Origin of the sequence: Paucibacter sp. B51, from assembly GCF_027863535.1 — a bacterium.
Taxonomy (GTDB): Bacteria; Pseudomonadota; Gammaproteobacteria; order Burkholderiales; family Burkholderiaceae_C; genus Paucibacter_A; species Paucibacter_A aquatilis.
In genome coordinates this window covers 1,364,463-1,381,408 of sequence record NZ_JAPIVN010000001.1, presented here as the reverse complement: position 1 = coordinate 1,381,408, position 16,946 = coordinate 1,364,463, and the positions used below count along the sequence as shown (strand labels likewise).

The following is a 16,946-nucleotide window of genomic DNA, read 5'->3' as shown; positions in this document are numbered from 1 at the left end:
GGCTCCCTGCTTGAAAAATTGGACAATATGCCACCCTGCCCTGCCCCCTCCTCAAGGTCATAGCCCCCATGAACTTCATCCAGCAACTGCACGCCGCACAAACCCTGAACGACTCGCTGCTGTGTGTGGGGCTGGACCCGGAGCCGAGCAAGTTTCCGGGCGCCTGGAAGGGCGATGCCTCGCGCATCTATGACTTCTGCGCCGCCATCGTCGACGCCACCAAGGACCTGGTGGTCTCCTTCAAGCCACAGATCGCCTACTTCGCCTCCCACCGCGCCGAGGACCAGCTCGAGCAGCTGATGGCCCACATCAAACGCGTGGCGCCCAGCGTGCCCGTCATCCTGGACGCCAAGCGCGGCGACATCGGCTCCACCGCCGAGCAGTACGCCCGCGAGGCCTTCGAGCGCTACCAGGCCGATGCGGTGACGCTCTCGCCCTTCATGGGCTTCGACTCGATCGAACCCTATCTGCGCTACCGCGACAAGGGCGCCATCCTGCTCTGCCGCACCTCCAACCCCGGCGGCAGCGACTGGCAGAACCAGCGCCTGGCCGATGTGGCCGGCCAGCCGCGCCTGTACGAGCACCTGGCCCGTTTGGCTCAGACCGACTGGAACCAGAACGGCCAGCTGGGCCTGGTGGTGGGCGCCACCTACCCGGCCGAGATCGCCCGCGTGCGTGAGCTGGCACCGACCGTGCCCCTCTTGATCCCCGGTGTGGGCGCCCAGGGCGGCGACGCCGAGGCCACGGTCAAGGCCGGCTGGCGTGCCGGTGCCGGTGGCCGCGAAGGCCAGGGCGGCCCCATCATCGTCAGCAGCTCGCGCGCCGTGCTCTACGCCAGCGCCGGTGAGGACTTTGCCGCCGCCGCCCGCCGCGTGGCCCTGGCCACCCGCGAGACCCTGAACGCCGCGCGCCGCTGAGCCCCCCCCGCGCGCGACTTCCTGCACGCTGTTCGCACGCCCGTGGCCCGGCGGCGAAATAGCGCCGCTTTACCGGTGCAGTCCCGATGTTCAGCCCGCGCGGAGTCGGGGAGACTGCGGTGTTTGTCGGGGGCAGGCCCCGTCGTGTGCGGCACGTTTTCATGCCGCCAAGCCAGGGCGCAGACGTGAGCAGCAGCAGCGGTACCGATTCCCTCGATGATTTGAGCAGCCTGGTCGGCCAGGATCTGAGCCCGGCCGAGCAACAGGCCGCGATTGAACGCAAGGTGCGCTGGCATGCGGTGCGCCTGTTCTTGATGACCTGCGGGCTGATCATGCTGACCGGCTCCCTGGTCCTGATGCTGAGCCGGCCTGGCGACGAGCCCCTGCAAGGCCTGCTGCCACCGGCCGCCTGTTTTGTGCTGGGCAGCCTGAGCCTGCTGAGCCTGTGGAAGCTGCCGCGCCAGCATGGACCCAAGGCCGTGGTGCTGCTGCTGTCTCTGGTGATCGGGGTGGCGGTGCTGATCGCCGTCTCGCGCGGCGTGGGCTTGTATTCCATCGCCGTGGCCGTGGTCGGCCTGATCGCCGCCTTCGGCACCGGCATGCTGGGCCTGCGCATCGGCCTGGGCCTGAGTGCGCTGAGCCTGGCGGCCATCCTGGGCCTGGCCTGGGCCGAGTACCAGGGCTGGCCGGCCAGCACCGCCGCCATCGAGCCCCTGGGCACGCGCATCGCCATCCACTGCCTGCTCTTGTTCTCGGGCCTGCTGGTGGGTGTGGCGACCGAGCGCATGGTCAAGCGCTCAACCAAGGCGGCCAGCGACCGCAATGCCCGCTTCCGCGGCCTGCTGAGCATGGCGGCCGACTGGTACTGGGAGATGAACCGCGACTACCGCTTCACCCACCTGGCCGAAGACAAGCCTGGCAGCTCGGGCCTGGACCTGCAGGCCCGCCTGGGCAAGACGCCCTGGGAGGTGGAGCAGATCGGCCTGAACGACGAGGACATGGACGCGCACCGCGCCGACCTCGAATCGCACCGCGCCTTCCACGGCCTGGTGGCGCGCCGCCGCGCCATCGATGGCAGCGTGCTGTACGTGTCGATCAGCGGCGAGCCGCGCTTCGACGCGCAGGGCAATTTCCGCGGCTACTGGGGCGTGGGCCGCGATGTCACCGCCGAAGTGCAGGCCGAGCAGGCCATCCACGCCACCGAGACCCGCTACCGCGAGCTGTTCCGCCGCTCGCCCAGCCCCCTGGTGCTGCACCGCTGGGGCCGGGTGCTGGACGCCAACCCGGCCGCCATGGCCATGTTCGGCTACACCCAGCGCTCGAGCATGATCGGCCAGGACCTGTTCTCGCATTACGAGCCCGGAGATGACGAACGTGCCCGCCAGCGGGCCGCCAAGATCGAGGCCATGCCCGTGGGCGGCATGCTGCCCATGGCCGAGTTCCGCCTGCGCACCCTGTCGCGCCGCCACCGCCTGGTGCAGGCCACCAGCGTGCGCGTGGACGCCGCCAGCGGCCCGGCCACCCTGTCCTTCTTCATCGACCAGACCGAGCAATCGCGCGCCCAGGAGGCCCTGCGCCGCAGCGAGGGCCTGCTCTCGCATCTGGTGGCCACCAGCCCCGACGTCATCACCCTGACCGAGATCAGCTCGGGCCGCTACGCCATGGTCAACAAGACCTTCGAGCGGCTGAGCGGCTACAGCAGCGAAGAGGTGCTGGGCCGCAGCGCCGAGGAGTTGGGCATCTGGAAGAACCGCGCCGAGCGTGACCATATGCTGGAACTGCTGCGCAGCCAGGGCCGGGTCTCGGAGCTGCCGGTCACCTTTGTCACCAAGTCCGGCGAGCCCCTGTCCATGCTGATGTCGGCCGCGCCCTTTGCGCTGGACGGCCAGCAGTACGTGGTCATCAACGCCCGCGACGTGACCGAGACCGAGCGCACGCGCCTGGTCCACCAGGCGATTCTGGAGAATGCCTCGATCGGTATCACGCTGACCCGCGATCAGCATTTCATCCAGGCCAATCGCCTGGTTGAAGCCATGTTCGGCTGGCCGCCCGGCGGCCTGGTGGGCCAGCATGGCAGCGTGGTCTGGCCCAGCGCCGAGGACTATGCCGCCGTCGGCCGCGACCTCGGCCCGCGCCTGGCCCTGGGCGAACAGGTCGAGACCGAACGCCCCATGCGCCGGCGCGACGGCAGCACCTTCCTCTGCCGCCTGCTGGCCCGCGCGGTCGACCCCAACCACCCCAGCCGCGGCGGCACCATCTGGATCATGGAAGACGTGACCGAGCGCCGCCGGGTCGAAGCCGCCCTGGCCCAGGCCAAGGACGAAGCCCAGGCCGCCAGCCGCGCCAAGAGCGCCTTCCTGGCCAACACCAGCCACGAAATCCGCACGCCGCTGAACGGCCTGCTGGGCCTGGCCCGCATGCTGCAGCAGCCCGACCTGCCCGAGGCCACGCGGCGCGAGTACCTGGACCAGATGCTGGACAGCGCCGAGAGCCTCTCGGGCCTGATCTCCGACATCCTCGATCTGTCCAAGATCGAGGCCGGCCGCCTGACGCTGGAGGCCTCGCCCTTTGCCCTGCGCGACATGCTGTCCACCATGCGCATGGCCTACCTGACCCTGGCCCAAGCCCATGGCCTGGCCTTCAAGATCGACGTGGCGCCCGAGATCCCCGCCTGGGTGGTGGGCGACCAGGTGCGCATCCGCCAGATCCTCAGCAACTACCTGAGCAATGCGCTGAAGTTCACCGAGTCGGGCTCGGTGGCGGTGCGCGTCAGCACCCTGGACGGCGAGCGTGTGCGCATTGAGGTGAGCGACACCGGCCCCGGCATCGCCCCCGAGCTGCACGAGCGCCTGTTCGAAGCCTTCACGCAAGCCGATGAATCCACCACCCGCCGCTACGGCGGCACGGGCCTGGGGCTGTCCATCTGCCGCGAGCTGGCCACCCTGATGGGCGGTGTGGTCGGCGTCAACAGCCAGTTGGGCCAGGGCTCGACCTTCTGGGCCGAGCTGCCCCTGCCCGCCGCGCCCACCCCCATCAGCAGCCAGCCGCGCGAAGCGCGCGACAACCAGGACCTGCAAGGCCTGCGCGTGCTGATGGTGGAAGACCACCCGGTCAATATGATGATTGCCGTGGCCCAGCTGCAACAATGGGGGCTGGAGGTCTCGCAGGCCAACGACGGCAGCCAGGCGGTGGAGGCCATCTTTGCCGCCGCCAGCATGGGCCGGCCGTTTGACGCCGTGCTGATGGATGTGCAGATGCCGGTGATGAGCGGCCACGAAGCCACCCGCCATGTGCGCCAGCGCTTCAGCGCCGAAGAGCTGCCCATCGTCGCCCTGACCGCCGCCGCGCTCGTCTCCGAGCGCGACGAGGCCCTGGCCGCCGGCATGAACGATTTCCTGACCAAGCCGATCGACGCCCCCAAGCTGCGCGCCACCCTGGTACGCCTGATCGGCCACAAGGACAACGACCAGACGCGTTCCTGAGCCGCCGCCGGGCGGCCGCGGAGCGAGGGACAATCGGCCCATCATGAGTACCCCGCAACGCTCCCAAGCCCTCGCCCTGCTGCCCGACAAAGGCCTGCCCGACCTGCTCTTCCTGCTGCTGCATGGCGCCGGGGGCGATGCCTCGCAGATGCGCCCGCTGGCCCAAGCCTTGCGCGGCCAGTACCCGCAGGCGGCCGTGGTGTCCATCAATGCGCCCGAGGCCTTTGACCAGGTCACGGATGACGCGGCATCGGCACAAGGCCACCAGTGGTACTCGCTGCAAGGTGCCAACGACGACAACCATGCCCAGCGCGTGGCCGAGGCCCTGCCGGGCTTCATCGCCACGGTGCGCGCCTGGGCCGAGCAGTTCGACATGGCCTGGGAGCGCGTGGCCCTGGCCGGCTTCTCGCAAGGCGCGGTGATGGCCCTGGAAGCCGTGCAGGCCGAACCACAGCTTGCCGGCCGCGTGCTGGCCTTCTCGGGTGCTTACGCCACGCCGCCGGCCCATGCGCCGCAAGAGGTCAGCGTGCACATCCTGCATGGCCAGCGCGACCCGGTGCTGCCCTTCCAGGACCAGGTCACGGCCGCGCGCCGCCTGGTCCATCTGGGCGCCGATGTCACCGCCGATGTGCTGCCCGATCCCGGCCACGAGCTGCACGCCGAGCTGATCGAGCGCGCCCTGCACCAGCTGCGCACCTTCGTGCCTGCGCGCATGTGGCGCGAGGCCATGCAAGCTGCGGCCGACGAGGACGCTCAACCCCGGCATTGAGCGCTGTAGCTGCGGCTGCGGCAGGAGCAAAAGGCCTGAGCCTCGTGGCACACTGGCTGCCACAGCGCCCGCCGGGGCGCTGCTGGATCCGCAGACAGGCCCGAGGCCACCCGGTGCGGCGTGAATCACGCCGAACTTCAGCGCTCAGCATCCCCCTTTGTGCGGCCCAGTCGCGCGGATCACGGGCATGAACTCGCATGGAGGACTGCCTTGAACACACCCCAAGCCCTGCAGCCCCAGCTCCCGGAGCGGGCCGATCTGCAGCAACTCAAACGCCGCGCCCGCGAACTGCTGCGCGCCTGGCAGGCCGGCGAGGCCGACAGCCTGGCGCGCGCCGCGCCCTATTTTCAGCACCCGAAGACGGGCCAAACGCCCGCCACCCTGGCCGCCCTGCTGGGCGAATCCGCCGCGCTGGAGCTGCTGGCTGCCCGCGGCACGCAGCCTGAGCTGCCCGCCGTGCGGGAGCGCTTTCTGGCCGCCTGCGCCGCCGCCGATGCGGCCACGGCGCGGGCCTTGCTTGAAGAACAGCCGGGGCTGTAGCAAGGCTTGAGCGCGCAGACGCTGCGCCTGCTGCCCGACCAGGCGCAGCGCCGCGCCCGGGACTCGGTGGCGCTGATGCTGTCTCTCGGCTGACCGGTTGCGGCGCCCGGCGATTGGGAGGCCAGCGCCCTGAACCAGGCCGCCTTCAACGGCGATGCGACCTTGATTCAACTGCTGCTGGCGCATGGCGCTCGCTGGGACGAGCGCCATGGCTACGGCGGCGATGTGATGGGCAGCCTGCTCCATGGCGCCGCCCACCTGCCCCAGCCCGGTGGCGACGATCTGGCCTCGCTGCAGCTGCTGCTGGCCACTGGGGCGCCCCGGCCGGACGCGGAGGAGCAAGAGGACCTGCCGGAGGCGCTGCAGGCCTGGTTGGATGAGACAGAGCCCGGGGCACTAGCCACCTAATGCGCAAGGCCTTCAGCCGCGCTGCCCCGGCCGCTCCATCGCCACCTCGGAGCGGCTGAAGCCGATCTTCTCGTAGAAGCCGGCCACGCCCTCGCGGCCGGCGCGCAGCACCCAGGTCATCTCCGGGCGCCCTCCGATGGCCTGCTGGACCAGGGCCCGGCCCACGCCACGCCCGCGCCAGGCGGCATCGACCACCAGCATGGAGATGTAGCCATTGAAGATGCCATCGGTGAGGGCGCGCAGAAAGCCGATCACGCGGGCCTGATCGCCCTCGCCTTGCACGGCCACCAGCGCCAGCTGCGACTGGCTCAGCAAACGGGCGAACAGCGCCGGATCGGCCACGCGCGAGGCCCAGCCGTTGACGGCCAGCAGGGCGCGGGCGGCCTCGTGCTCTTCAAGCCGGATGGGGCGGATCTCCATCACGCGAAGCAGATGCGGCTCAGTCAAAACGCAGCTGCAGCATGCGCGGCGATTCGTGGGCCATATGGCCCACCGGCGGCAGGCCGGTGAAGAACAGGCAGATCGAGGCGTAGGGGTACTGGGCCAAGGGCAGCATGGGTGTGTCCTTGTAGTTGCGGTGCAGCAGGATCTCGCGGATCTCGCGCGTGGCGCGCAGGGTTTTGTCGGCACCGGGCTTCAGAACCTGGAAGCTGTGGGTGCCGGCCTCGGGCTCTTCGGACCAGGCCTGGGCGCTGTTGTCGCCCGACTTGATGGCGCCGGGTCCGTTGACAAGCAGAAAGAGATTGTCCCCAGGCTTCTCGCTCTCCGAGGCCAGGGCATCGGGCCGGATCACGGCGGCGATCTGGGCCTTGGTCTTCAGGCCGGCGAAATCGGCGCAATCGTGGCTGGCCAGGACCGCATAGCCCAGATCAGCCGGGCCATTGAATACCAGGGAAAACGGCGCCCTCTTCAGGCGCAGCTCGCTCGCCTCAGGCAAGACCTGACCGCCTTGTTCGACGGACACCGACCAGACCGCCGGCGCGGCGAGCGCCGGCAAGGCCAGGAAAGAACACAGCCCGGCCACGCAGGCCAGCGAACGCAGGGACGAAAGGCGCACAGATTTCATCGCAACAGAAAGCAGGAGAAGGGTTGATCAAGGAAACAAAAAGGGAGAGCACGGCCGGGCTGCTGCCGGCCGGGCCATGCGGGAGCTGAGGGAGCGGGCGTCGTAGAGTCGCTGCGCGCTCAGCCCGCCCGCTGGCAGGCGGTCGGGCCTTCGATCGGCGTCGGACAAGCCACTTGGCTTGTCCTCGGTCCGATCTCAGTCAAGCACCACCTCGGTTCGCACCGTTCCGGCGCGCTCGGCGCTGGCGGTGAGGGCCAGGCGGGTGCCCTTGGGGGCGCGCACCACCCATTCGCCGATGGCGCGGTCAGCGGTGAGCTCGCGGCTGGACAGGAAGGCGAGTTGCGAGCTCTTGGGCGCGTGGCCTTCGAGCTGCGGGCCTTCCATGCGTTCCTTGCCGCTGACCAGGCTGACGGTGGGGTCGGCCGGCGGCAGGTGGATCTCGAACATCACGCCACGCACGACCTTGCGCTCCAGCGCCCGCTTGGTGACGTAGGCGGGCAGGTAGCCGCTGTTGGCCACGGCCATGCGGATGCGCCAGCTGTCGGGGCCGAGGGCGCGCACTTCCGTGCGCAGCAGTTCGAGCTTGGGCAGGCTGAGGGCGATCTGGTTCATCCAGGCCGGGAAGCGAGCGGCCTCACGCTCGCGCAGGGCGGGCGGCGGGTTGCGCCAGTAGTTCATCTTGTCCCAGCCGCCGATCTCGACCTGGCCGAGCTGCGGGTGCAGAAAGGGCTTCCAGTCCACATGGGCCTGGCCGCCGCATTGCTCATCGCTCCACTTGAGCAGCTTGAGGTCGTCCTCGACGGGGTGGTCACGGTACCAGTCGATCCATTTGTAGCCCTCGATGCCGGCTTCCTTGTTGGGCGACCAGAGCTCCACCACCCAGAACAGGGCGCCCAAGTGCTCGTAGACCCAGTCTTGCGTGCCGGTGATGACTTCCTTGGGGTGGTACTTGAAGTCATGCCAGATGCTGACGGCAGGGTAGCCGCTGAGCTTCTCGCCCAGGGCCGAGAAGCGCTTAAAGCTCCACAGGTCCTCGGGGATCATGTCGTCGTCGCTCTGCGTGCCCATGGGCCGCAGGATGACGCCGCTGTGGGTGTGGAAGCTGATGGCCGCGCCGATGTTCGGGTGGCTGCTGATGAACTCCACCATGGCCCGCACCTCGGGCTCGCTGGTCGGGAAGGGGCCGGCGCCCAGCTGCTTGTACTCCTGCCGCCATTCGCTGGGGAAGTTGCGGTTCAGGTCCAGGCCTTCGCGGTCCTTGTTGACGGTGACGGTGAGGCCGTCGTGGTTCTTGATGAAGCCTTCGGGGATCAGGCGGTAGTAGTCGCCGCCGAACTCGCCGGGCTCTCGCGCCACCATCAGGCGCGGCTCGGTTGGGTGCTTCTTGTAAGTGCCGTGCGGGTCGGGCACGCGCATGCTGAGGATGCGGCCGTCGCCGTCCACGTCTTCCGGCGTCAATCCATCGACCGGGTGCTCGTCGTAGGGGTAGGGCCGGGTGCTGGAGCGGATGTGGCGGGGCCGGTCGGCCAGGGCCAGCTCGGCGCCGTCGGGATTCAGGCGCGGCACCATGTAGATGACCCGGCTGTCGAGCAGGTAGGTGATCTGTGGGTCGACCGCAAAACCGCTGAGCAGCTGGTGCAGGTAGTAGAGGCAGGTGGTCGAGGCGGTCAGCTCGGCGGCGTGGATGTTGCCGTCCAGCCAGAAGGCGGGCTTGTCGATGTCGGCGCCGCTGGCGGTGTTGGTCAGCACCAGCACCCAGATGTCGCGGCCCTCATGGCTGCGGCCGATGGAGCGCACCGAGACCAGATTGGGCCGGGCTTCGGCGTAGGCAAACAGCAGCTCGGTCAGCGCGTCGTAGCGGTAGAACTCGTCAAACTTCGGGGTGGGCAAGGCGGCCATGGCTGCTCGTGGAGGTACGGGTGCGGGCCATTGTGCCGAAAGCCCCGAGGCCCTGGCCCCGGGACTGACCCTGCCACGGCGACCCACCTCGCCCCGGGGCTCACTGCCCCTTGAACAAGCCCTGGAACTGGCGCGAGACCGGCAGCTTCTCCTCGCGGCCTTTGAGCGTGATGTGCATGGAATTTTCGTCCACGCGCACGGCGCTGGCGATGTGGCGGCTGTTGACCAGCACGCTGCGGTGCACCTGCCAGAACAGCTCGGTGTCCAGCGTCGTCAGCAGCTCCTTGAGCGGGGTGCGGATCAGGGCGTCGCCGCCGTCGAACACCACCCGGGTGTAGCGGTTGTCGCTCTCGAAAAAGATCACGTCCTCGGGGGCGATCAGCTTGATCTCGCGGCCCAGCGAGGCCTGGATGGGCTTGGGCTTGGGGGCCGCCACGGCGGGCAGCAGCTGCTTGAGCAAGGCATTCAGATCGGGGCCGTTGCCGCCGTCTTTTTGCAGCCGCGCCTTGAGCCGCTCGATGGCCTGGCCCAGGCGGGCGTCGTCCACCGGCTTCATCACGTAATCGACCGCACCAGCATCGAAGGCCGAGAGCGCATGGTCGCCAAAGGCGGTGACGAAGACCACCTGCGGCGGGCTGGCAGTGGCGGCCATGCGGCGGGCCACCTCGATGCCGTTCAGGCCCGGCATGCGGATGTCCAGAAAGCAGACCTGCGGCTCATGGGCCAGGAAGTCGTCCCAGGCATCGACGCCATGCTCGCTGGCGGCCACGATCTGCAGCTCGGGCCAGAGGCGCTGCAGCGCGGCGCGCAGTTGCTCGCGCGGGCCCTCTTCATCGTCGGCGATGAGGGCGGTGATGGCGGGTTTGGTGCTATTCATCGAAAGTCCTCGCAGGGTTTCATCAGGTTCTTGATTGAGCTTGGGGCTGTGACGGGCGCACCCAGACCTGCGCCCGGCAACCGCCCTCGCTGCGGTGGCTGAGGCTCAGCTCGGCCTGGTCGCCAAAGGCTTGCCACAGGCGCAGGCGGCTGTTTTGCAAGCCCAGGCTGGCCTGGGCATCGCGCAGCATGGCGGCCGGGTCCAGCGGCGGCAGCTGCAAGAGCGCGTCCGAGGGCCCGGGGCCATCGTCCAGCACCTCGACGCACAAGCCGCCCTCGGCCGGCAGGTAGGCGCGCAGCTGCAGCTCGCCACCGCTGAGCTGGGGCTGCACCCCATGCTCGACGGCATTCTCCACCAGGGTCAGCAGCACGCCGGGCGGCAGCTGGGCGGTGGCGGCGTCGGGCGCGATGTCGAGCACAAAGCGCAGGCGGCCGCCCAGGCGGGCCTGCATCACCTCCAGGTAGCGGCGCACGGCTTCGGCCTCTTCGCCGACCGAGAGCAGGGGCCGGTCAAACAGGGGCAAGGTGGCCCGCAGGTAGGAGGTGAGCGACTGCAGGAGCGGCGCGGCGCGATCGTCCTTGACCGCCACCCAGTGCTGCAGCGAAGCCAGGGAGTTGAAGAGAAAGTGCGGCTGAATCTGCGCGCTGCTGAGGCGCTGGGCCAGCTCCAGCTTCTGCTCGCGCAGGGCTTCGTCGTGCAACCAATCGGCCATGAACTCATTGCGCCACATGGCCACGGCCCAGATGGCCATGGTGTAGACGAAGCCGATGGCGCAGCCGCGGATCAGCAGCTCATGGTGCCAGGGCTCTTGCAGCCACCGCTGAGGCTGGGACGCCATCATGAACCCGAACACCGCGCCGAGCGGAACGGCGCTGAAGCCATAGGCCCGGTGCAGGCGCTTCTGGGTCGGGCGGCGCCACAGATCGGCACTGACCCACAAAGTCACCAGCCCCAGCAGTAGCGTGCCGCAAAAGACCAGACGTGCGATGGGCCAAGGCAACTCCAGGGCGGCCACCAGGGCCAGGGCCAGCACATTCACCACGGCCGCCACCTTGATGGTGGGCGAGATGCCCGGCAGCGTATCGAGGCGCCGCCATTGCTCGGGCGTGAAGCGGTGGCGCGGGCCCAGCAGAAAGACCAGGCGCCAATCCACTTCGCGGAAGAATCCGCGCAAGGTCGCCCACGGCTTGTTCATCATGATGCGGCCCTCGTTTCCGGCGACCAGGGCAGCTGCAATTCGGCGATGCAGCCGCCCTGCTCGGCATTGCGCAGGCTCAGACGGGCGGCCTCGCCATAGGTCTGCGCCAGGCGCAGGCGGGAATTGCTCAAACCCACGCCGCGGCCGGCGCGCACGGGCTGAGCCGGCGCCTCGGGCAGGCCGGGGCCATCGTCGATGACGCGCACCAGCAGCGATTGATCCTGTTGCTCCGTCTCGATGCGCAAGAGGGCAGAACCGAGCTTGGGCACAACGCCGTGTTCGATCGCGTTCTCCACCAAGGTCAGCATGAGCGCCGGCGGCAGCTGCACCGAAGCCACCGCCTCGGGCACCTCGATCTGCACCTGCAGTCGCTGGCCCAGGCGCACCTGCATCACGGCCAGGTACTGGCGCACGGCTTCCAGCTCTTCACCCAGGCTGAGCAGCTGGCGGTTGAACAACGGCAGGGTGGCGCGCAGATAGGCCGTTAGGGCATCCAGCAGGGTGGCCGCCCGCTCATCTCGGCTGCGCACCCAGTGCTGCAGCGAGGCCAGGGAATTGAACAAGAAATGCGGCTGGATCTGGGCGCTGCTGAGCTGCTGCGCCAGGGCCAAGGCCTGCTGCTGCTGCTCGTGCTCTCGCAGCCAGCCGGCCAACATCTCATTGCGAGCCATGGCCAGCACCCAGATGCCGGCCACGCCCAGCAAGACCAGAACCAGCGCCAACTGTCCGGCTTCTTCCTTGCCGATGCTCCCCTCGAGGCGCATGGCGCCGGAGAAGATGCCCATCAGAAACGTGCTGACGAAGGCCATCACGCAGACCCAGACATAGCCCAGGTACAGCGTGCGCATGGTCGGCCGGCGCCACAGGCGGGCGGCCAGCCAGAGCAGAGCCAGCGCCATCAAGACGCCGACCACAAAGCCACCCAACTGCAGCGGCGCCGGCATCTGCCACGCGGCCAGCACGCCCATCAACAGCGCGTTGAGCCAAGCACAGAGCTTGACGCTGGGGGTGATGGCTGAGCGTTGATCGAGCAAGGCCCACTGCGCCTCACTGAACTTGTGGCGCGGACCGAGCATGAACACCAGATGCCAGTCCAGCCCCGCCACATCGGCCCAGGCCCGCTGCAGCCGCGTCTTCCAATTCCGCGTCATTCCCATCCTTGTCGTTTGATTCATCCCTCACGCCAGGGGCGTGGGTGGCATGGCCATCGCCATCGGCAGGCGCAGCGTGGCAACGCAGCCGCCGGTCTCGGCGGAGTTTTCCAGGCTCAGGCTGGCCTCGTCGCCAAAGCTCTGGGCCAGGCGCAGGCGCGAATTGCTCAGGCCCACGCCGCGCCCGGCACGCGCGGGCGGCAGTTGCTCGGGCAGGCCGGGGCCGTCGTCGATGACGCGCAGGCAAAGCGCTGGGCCCTGCTGCTCGGCCTCGATGCGCAGGAACGCGGCGCCGAGCTTGGGCACCACGCCATGCTCGATGGCGTTCTCCACCAAGGTCAGCAGCAGCGCCGGCGGCAGCTGCACGGCACGCAGCGCCTCGGGCACCTCGATGTCCACCTGCAGCCGCGCACCCAGGCGCGCTTGCATCACGGCCAGGTACTGGCGCACGGCCTCCAGCTCTTCGCCCAGGCTGAGCTGGCGGCGGTTGAACAGGGGCAAGGTGGCGCGCAAATAAGCCGTCAGCGCATCCAGCAAGGGCGCCGCGCGCGCGTCGCCCTGGTGCACCCAATGCTGCAGCGAAGCCAGGGAGTTGAAGAGGAAGTGCGGCTGGATTTGCGCCTGCGCCAGCTGCGCCTGGGCGGCCAGGGCCAGCTCACGCTCGGCCAGCTCGCGCTGGCGGGCCAGGATCTGATGGCGGCGGTAGATGGACACAAAGCTCACACCGCCCATGACCGTCACGCCCAGGCCCATGAAGACCAGGCGCAGCCACTCGGCCTCATCGGCCGATGCACCGTGGCGTATGACCAAGGCCACCAGCACCATGCCCACCGCGCCCGACAACGAGCTGCGAAACACGCGCGAGCTGCTGGGCCAGGCCCAGACCCAGCGTGCCAGCCATGCAAAGCCCAAGCCGGCACAGGCCAGCATGAACAAAAGCAGGGCTCGGCCCTGTGCGGACTGCAAGGAGCCCAGCGAACTGAGGGCCAAGACGGTCGAGGTGAAGCCGATCGGCCACCACAGGGCGAGACCGCGCAGCGGCTGCAGGCCCAGGCGACGGATGCCGGCCTCGTCGGGCAGGCGCTCCGCCGCCGCTTCACAAGGCATGAAGCGCCCGCGCACGCGACGCCAGGCCGTCAGCCACAGCTCGGACGGGCTCATGCGACGGGCACTCCCGCGACCGCAGCCCAAGGAATCTGCACCTGCGCGAGCGCGCCCGGTGCGCGGGGCAGCAGGCTCAGGCGCGCCTGCTCGCCATGCAGCTGACGCAGGCGATCGCGGGAATTGCTGAGACCCAGGCGCTCGACCGGCTCGACCGAGCTCAGGCCCATGCCATCGTCCTCCACCTCCAGCATCACCTGCTGATCCTGGCGCCAGGCGCGCACGACCACGCGGCCGCCGCGCAGGGCCGGCTCGATGCCGTGGCCGATGGCGTTCTCGGCCAGGGTCAGCAGCAGGCCCGGCGGCACCGGCACTCCATCCAGGCCGGGCTCGATCTCCAGCACCCAGCGCAGGCGCTCGCCCAGGCGCGCCTGCATCACCTCCAGATAGCTGCGCACGATCTGCAGCTCTTCGGCCAGGCTGAGGCTCTCACGCTCGAACATGGGCAGTGTGGCCCGCAGGTACTGGGTGAAGGCACGCAGGGTGCCACCGGCGCGGGGGTCTTGGGTGTCCACCCAATGCTGCACCGAGGCCAGGGTGTTGAACAGGAAATGCGGCTGCATCTGCGCCGAGGCCAGGCGGCGGGCCAGCTTGAGCGCATGGGCCTGCTCGTCGAGCTCGCGCAGGCGCGCTTCAATTTGCTGCACCCGCATGACGGTGAGGAGCAGGAAAGAGGTGTAGGTGACCAGGAAGGCCGACAGGCCGAACATGGCCACGAACTTGACGGCCTCGCGGTGTGTCTTGAGTCTGGCGATCAGCTCGGGCGAGGCCAGCTCGGGGTGCGAGATCGGCAGGGTGGCCAGCATGAAGACCAGCACCACGGCATAGCTGATGAGGTTCAGGCGCCGCCGGCTGGGCCGGCGCCACAGGGTGCGCGCCAGTCCCAGCACCAGAGCCAGGACGGCGAGCACGCCGGCACTGATCCAGCCCGCCCACTGGCGCGGCAGCTCCGGAAAATTGATGGCCAGCAGCACCAGCACATTGCTGAGCACATACAGATCGATCGACACCGGCCAGGGCTGCTGGCCGGCACGCGCCAGCTCCTCCTCGCTGAAGACGCGACGCGGGCCGGGCCAGACCCATTGGGTCCAGTCCAGCGCGAGATGGGCGGGGTGATCGCGGGATGACGGCGCTTGCTGCATGGGCGGCAGTCTAGGCGAGGCCGAACGGCGAGGCCGGGCTCAGGCGGCGAATGGCAGGATCTTGCGGCGAATGGCGGGCGGCCCGAGGGCGGCGACGGATCAAGTGAGCAGCTCACCGCCCACAAAGACCTTGAGCTCGCCGGGCTGGAAGGCCACCCAGGGCTCGTCGCGGGTGAGCGGCTGGGTGGCGATCATGGCCACGCGGTCCTGCTCGGTGGTCTGGGGCGCGAAATCCACGCTCAGGTCTTCATCCTGCAAGTGCACGCGACCGAAGGGATGGCGGCGCAGCAGGTAGTGCAGGTGGGTGGAGCCATGGGCCCAGAGCGCCTGGCCATTGGACAGCAGCATATTGAAGGTGCCGTAGGCGTTCAGCTGCGGCATCAGCTCGGCCAGGGTCAGGCTCAGCTCGGCAATGCTGGGCACGGTGCAATGGGCTTTGGCCAGCTCTTGCATCAACCAGCAAAAGGCCAGCTCGCTGTCGGTCTGGCCCACGGGGCGGAAGGCGGCATGCAGGCGCGGCTGGAAATCCTTGAGGTTGCCGTTGTGGGCGAAGACCCAGTAGCGGCCCCAGAGCTCGCGCACAAAAGGATGGGTGTTCTCCAGCGAGACCTGGCCTTGCGTCGCCTTGCGGATGTGGGCAATGACGTTGTCGCTGCGGATCGGGTAGCGCTGCACCAGCTCGGCCAGGGGCGAGACGCGCGCGCTGTGATGGTCGACAAAATGGCGCAGGCCGCGGCCTTCGAAAAAGGCAATGCCGAAGCCGTCCTTGTGCTCATCGGCGCGGTTGGCCAGGCCGGTGAAGCTGAACATCACATCGGTCGGCACATTGGCATTCATGCCCAGCAGTTGACACATGGCGCGAATCCCGGGGCCGCGCGGGCGGCCCATCCTGGCTTGGGTTGAGAAAAAAGAAGAGGGCTGAGACCGGAAGCCGAGCGCCCGACCTCACTCGAGGAACAGGCGCTTGAAACCTCTCAGGCTGATCAGATTGCCCGGGTTGCTGGTTTCATTCAAGACCCCGCTCATGCGCTGCACCAGGCGCGGGCTGCGTTTGGCGCGCCAGATCAGAAGATCGACCAGCCAGGGGTGGGCGTTGACGCGGTTGGCCCGCTCGTACAGATCGAACTTGGGCTTGAGGCCACGCAGGCTTTCCTCGTAGGCCGCACGGACCTGGGCATCCTGCCAATCGCGGCTGCGGCCCAGCAGCACGGCGTCGGCCGCCAGCATGCCGGTCTCCATGGCCTTGCCAATGCCTTCGCCGGTGAACGAGTAGGTGCTGCCGGCCGCTTCGCCGGTGACCAGCAAGCCCGGGCGGCTCCAGCGCGCGCCGTTGAGGGTGCAGCGCAGCGGCGCGCCCTTGAGCTCGCCCACCAGTTCGCCCTCGCGCATCAGCTCCGCGGCCGGTGGGTAGTGGGCGACGAAGGCGTCGAAGATAGCGCGCAGATTGAGCTCTTTCTTCTCGCCCTTGCCGCCGACGGCCTTGTGGCTGTCGGTCACACCGACGCCGATATTGAAGCAGCCATCGGGCGCCGGGAAGATCCAGCCATAGCCCGGGCGCACCGACTCATGCCAGACCACATCCATGGCCTTGATGCGCCCCACCATCGAGGGTGCGCGCACATAACCGCGTAGGGCCACGCCACTGGGTGTGTGGCGCTCGCACAAGCCGGCCGCGGTCAGGGCTTTGGGCACGGCGCCCGTGGCCAGAATCACCCAGTCCGCGCGAATCTCGTGCAACTGATCGCCGATCTTGAGCCGCGCCCCGCAGACCCGGCCCTGCTCATCCTCCAGCGGCGCCTCGAAGCGCGCCGGCGCCAGAAAGCGCGCGCCCGCGTCCTGCGCCGCCAGGCACAGCATTTCATCGAGCTCACGCCGCGGCAGCACCGCCAGCGTGCCCGGCACCTCGATGCGCCCGCCGCGCGGCCCGATGCACGCCACATGCTGCACCGGCTGCGCCCGCGCCATCACCTGATCCAGCAGCCCCAGGCGCTTGAGCGCCGCATGGCTGTCCGGAATCAAGCCATCACCACAAATCTTGTCCCGCCCTTGCGGCTGCTGGTCCACCAGCACCACATCCAAGCCCGCTTGTGCGAGCACCCGCGCGCAGGCACTGCCGGCGGGGCCGGCGCCGATGATGAGGATGGAGCAAGCCGCCGGCAGCGCGTTCGACGCAGCGGGCGGAAGCAAGGAAACATGGGTATGGCTTACGCCAACGGCGCCAGAGGGAATCATCAGCAGGGCTTCAAGAGAGGATTCGCATTCTATTCAGCACGAGGTCTCGAGGCAGGTCTCCCTGCCACGAAAAAGGCCCACTACCTTTCGGTAGCGGGCCTAAG

General features: G+C 68.8%; 15 protein-coding genes. 5 read left to right on the top strand and 10 right to left on the bottom strand.

Going from position 1 to position 16,946, the window contains the following annotated elements; all coding sequences use genetic code 11:
* Positions 1 to 68 precede the first annotated feature (68 nt).
* The 5 genes from pyrF to OOB33_RS05835 all read left to right on the top strand — a co-directional run bounded on the left by pyrF (position 69) and on the right by OOB33_RS05835 (position 6,116).
* Positions 69 to 917: an orotidine-5'-phosphate decarboxylase gene (pyrF, locus tag OOB33_RS05855; protein ID WP_102768500.1), complete on the top strand. Its 849-nt coding sequence runs from the start codon at positions 69 to 71 to the stop codon at positions 915 to 917.
* A 185-nt stretch (positions 918 to 1,102) separates the two neighbouring features.
* Positions 1,103 to 4,399 (top strand): PAS domain S-box protein, encoded by a 3,297-nt coding sequence (locus OOB33_RS05850; RefSeq protein ID WP_271008009.1) that lies wholly within the window; start codon positions 1,103 to 1,105, stop codon positions 4,397 to 4,399.
* A gap of 43 nt (positions 4,400 to 4,442) precedes the next feature.
* Positions 4,443 to 5,168: an esterase gene (gene ypfH, locus OOB33_RS05845; protein ID WP_102768502.1), complete on the top strand. Its 726-nt coding sequence runs from the start codon at positions 4,443 to 4,445 to the stop codon at positions 5,166 to 5,168.
* 210 nt (positions 5,169 to 5,378) lie between these two features.
* On the top strand, positions 5,379 to 5,708 hold the full coding sequence (locus OOB33_RS05840; RefSeq protein WP_271008008.1) for a hypothetical protein: 330 nt from the start codon (positions 5,379 to 5,381) through the stop codon (positions 5,706 to 5,708).
* A gap of 162 nt (positions 5,709 to 5,870) precedes the next feature.
* The gene (locus OOB33_RS05835; RefSeq protein ID WP_271008007.1) at positions 5,871 to 6,116 is read left to right on the top strand and encodes a hypothetical protein; all 246 of its coding nucleotides are present in this window, start codon (positions 5,871 to 5,873) and stop codon (positions 6,114 to 6,116) included.
* 12 nt (positions 6,117 to 6,128) lie between these two features.
* On the opposite strand, the gene OOB33_RS05830 is transcribed toward OOB33_RS05835, so the two are convergent.
* The 10 genes from OOB33_RS05830 to OOB33_RS05785 all read right to left on the bottom strand — a co-directional run bounded on the left by OOB33_RS05830 (position 6,129) and on the right by OOB33_RS05785 (position 16,797).
* Complete coding sequence (locus OOB33_RS05830; protein WP_333780317.1) at positions 6,129 to 6,563, bottom strand: GNAT family N-acetyltransferase; 435 nt, start codon at positions 6,561 to 6,563, stop codon at positions 6,129 to 6,131.
* A complete protein-coding gene (locus OOB33_RS05825) occupies positions 6,556 to 7,182 on the bottom strand; it encodes a hypothetical protein (RefSeq protein WP_271008006.1) in 627 nt (208 codons plus the stop codon). Before OOB33_RS05825 ends, OOB33_RS05830 begins: the two co-directional genes overlap by 8 nt.
* Before the next feature lie 195 nt (positions 7,183 to 7,377).
* Positions 7,378 to 9,081, bottom strand: a complete 1,704-nt coding sequence (locus OOB33_RS05820; protein ID WP_271008005.1) for a M14 family zinc carboxypeptidase — start codon at positions 9,079 to 9,081, stop codon at positions 7,378 to 7,380.
* A 100-nt stretch (positions 9,082 to 9,181) separates the two neighbouring features.
* Positions 9,182 to 9,958 carry a LytR/AlgR family response regulator transcription factor gene (locus tag OOB33_RS05815; protein WP_271008004.1) on the bottom strand — a complete coding sequence of 259 codons (777 nt, stop codon included), beginning with the start codon at positions 9,956 to 9,958 and terminating at the stop codon, positions 9,182 to 9,184.
* Positions 9,959 to 9,980: 22 nt separating this feature from the next.
* A complete protein-coding gene (locus tag OOB33_RS05810) occupies positions 9,981 to 11,156 on the bottom strand; it encodes a sensor histidine kinase (RefSeq protein ID WP_271008003.1) in 1,176 nt (391 codons plus the stop codon).
* Positions 11,153 to 12,307: a sensor histidine kinase gene (locus tag OOB33_RS05805; protein ID WP_271008002.1), complete on the bottom strand. Its 1,155-nt coding sequence runs from the start codon at positions 12,305 to 12,307 to the stop codon at positions 11,153 to 11,155. The genes OOB33_RS05810 and OOB33_RS05805 overlap by 4 nt, the downstream gene beginning before the upstream one ends.
* A 27-nt stretch (positions 12,308 to 12,334) precedes the next feature.
* Positions 12,335 to 13,468, bottom strand: coding sequence for a histidine kinase (locus OOB33_RS05800; RefSeq protein WP_271008001.1), 1,134 nt, complete (start codon positions 13,466 to 13,468; stop codon positions 12,335 to 12,337).
* On the bottom strand, positions 13,465 to 14,610 hold the full coding sequence (locus OOB33_RS05795) for a sensor histidine kinase (protein ID WP_271008000.1): 1,146 nt from the start codon (positions 14,608 to 14,610) through the stop codon (positions 13,465 to 13,467). Before OOB33_RS05795 ends, OOB33_RS05800 begins: the two co-directional genes overlap by 4 nt.
* Positions 14,611 to 14,709: 99 nt before the next feature.
* Positions 14,710 to 15,465, bottom strand: a complete 756-nt coding sequence (locus OOB33_RS05790; protein ID WP_171827212.1) for a class II glutamine amidotransferase — start codon at positions 15,463 to 15,465, stop codon at positions 14,710 to 14,712.
* 90 nt (positions 15,466 to 15,555) lie between these two features.
* Positions 15,556 to 16,797, bottom strand: coding sequence for an NAD(P)/FAD-dependent oxidoreductase (locus OOB33_RS05785; protein WP_271007999.1), 1,242 nt, complete (start codon positions 16,795 to 16,797; stop codon positions 15,556 to 15,558).
* Positions 16,798 to 16,946 lie beyond the last annotated feature (149 nt).

What these genes read in the sequence shown, in the direction of transcription:
- OOB33_RS05790 (WP_171827212.1), bottom strand. Translation starts at nt 15,465, where the DNA reads ATGTGTCAACTGCTGGGCATGAATGCCAATGTGCCGACCGATGTGATG.
- OOB33_RS05820 (WP_271008005.1), bottom strand. Translation starts at nt 9,081, where the DNA reads ATGGCCGCCTTGCCCACCCCGAAGTTTGACGAGTTCTACCGCTACGAC.
- ypfH (WP_102768502.1), top strand. Translation starts at nt 4,443, where the DNA reads ATGAGTACCCCGCAACGCTCCCAAGCCCTCGCCCTGCTGCCCGACAAA.
- OOB33_RS05810 (WP_271008003.1), bottom strand. Translation starts at nt 11,156, where the DNA reads ATGATGAACAAGCCGTGGGCGACCTTGCGCGGATTCTTCCGCGAAGTG.
- OOB33_RS05825 (WP_271008006.1), bottom strand. Translation starts at nt 7,182, where the DNA reads ATGAAATCTGTGCGCCTTTCGTCCCTGCGTTCGCTGGCCTGCGTGGCC.
- OOB33_RS05815 (WP_271008004.1), bottom strand. Translation starts at nt 9,958, where the DNA reads ATGAATAGCACCAAACCCGCCATCACCGCCCTCATCGCCGACGATGAA.
- OOB33_RS05795 (WP_271008000.1), bottom strand. Translation starts at nt 14,610, where the DNA reads ATGCAGCAAGCGCCGTCATCCCGCGATCACCCCGCCCATCTCGCGCTG.
- OOB33_RS05805 (WP_271008002.1), bottom strand. Translation starts at nt 12,307, where the DNA reads ATGACGCGGAATTGGAAGACGCGGCTGCAGCGGGCCTGGGCCGATGTG.
- OOB33_RS05800 (WP_271008001.1), bottom strand. Translation starts at nt 13,468, where the DNA reads ATGAGCCCGTCCGAGCTGTGGCTGACGGCCTGGCGTCGCGTGCGCGGG.
- pyrF (WP_102768500.1), top strand. Translation starts at nt 69, where the DNA reads ATGAACTTCATCCAGCAACTGCACGCCGCACAAACCCTGAACGACTCG.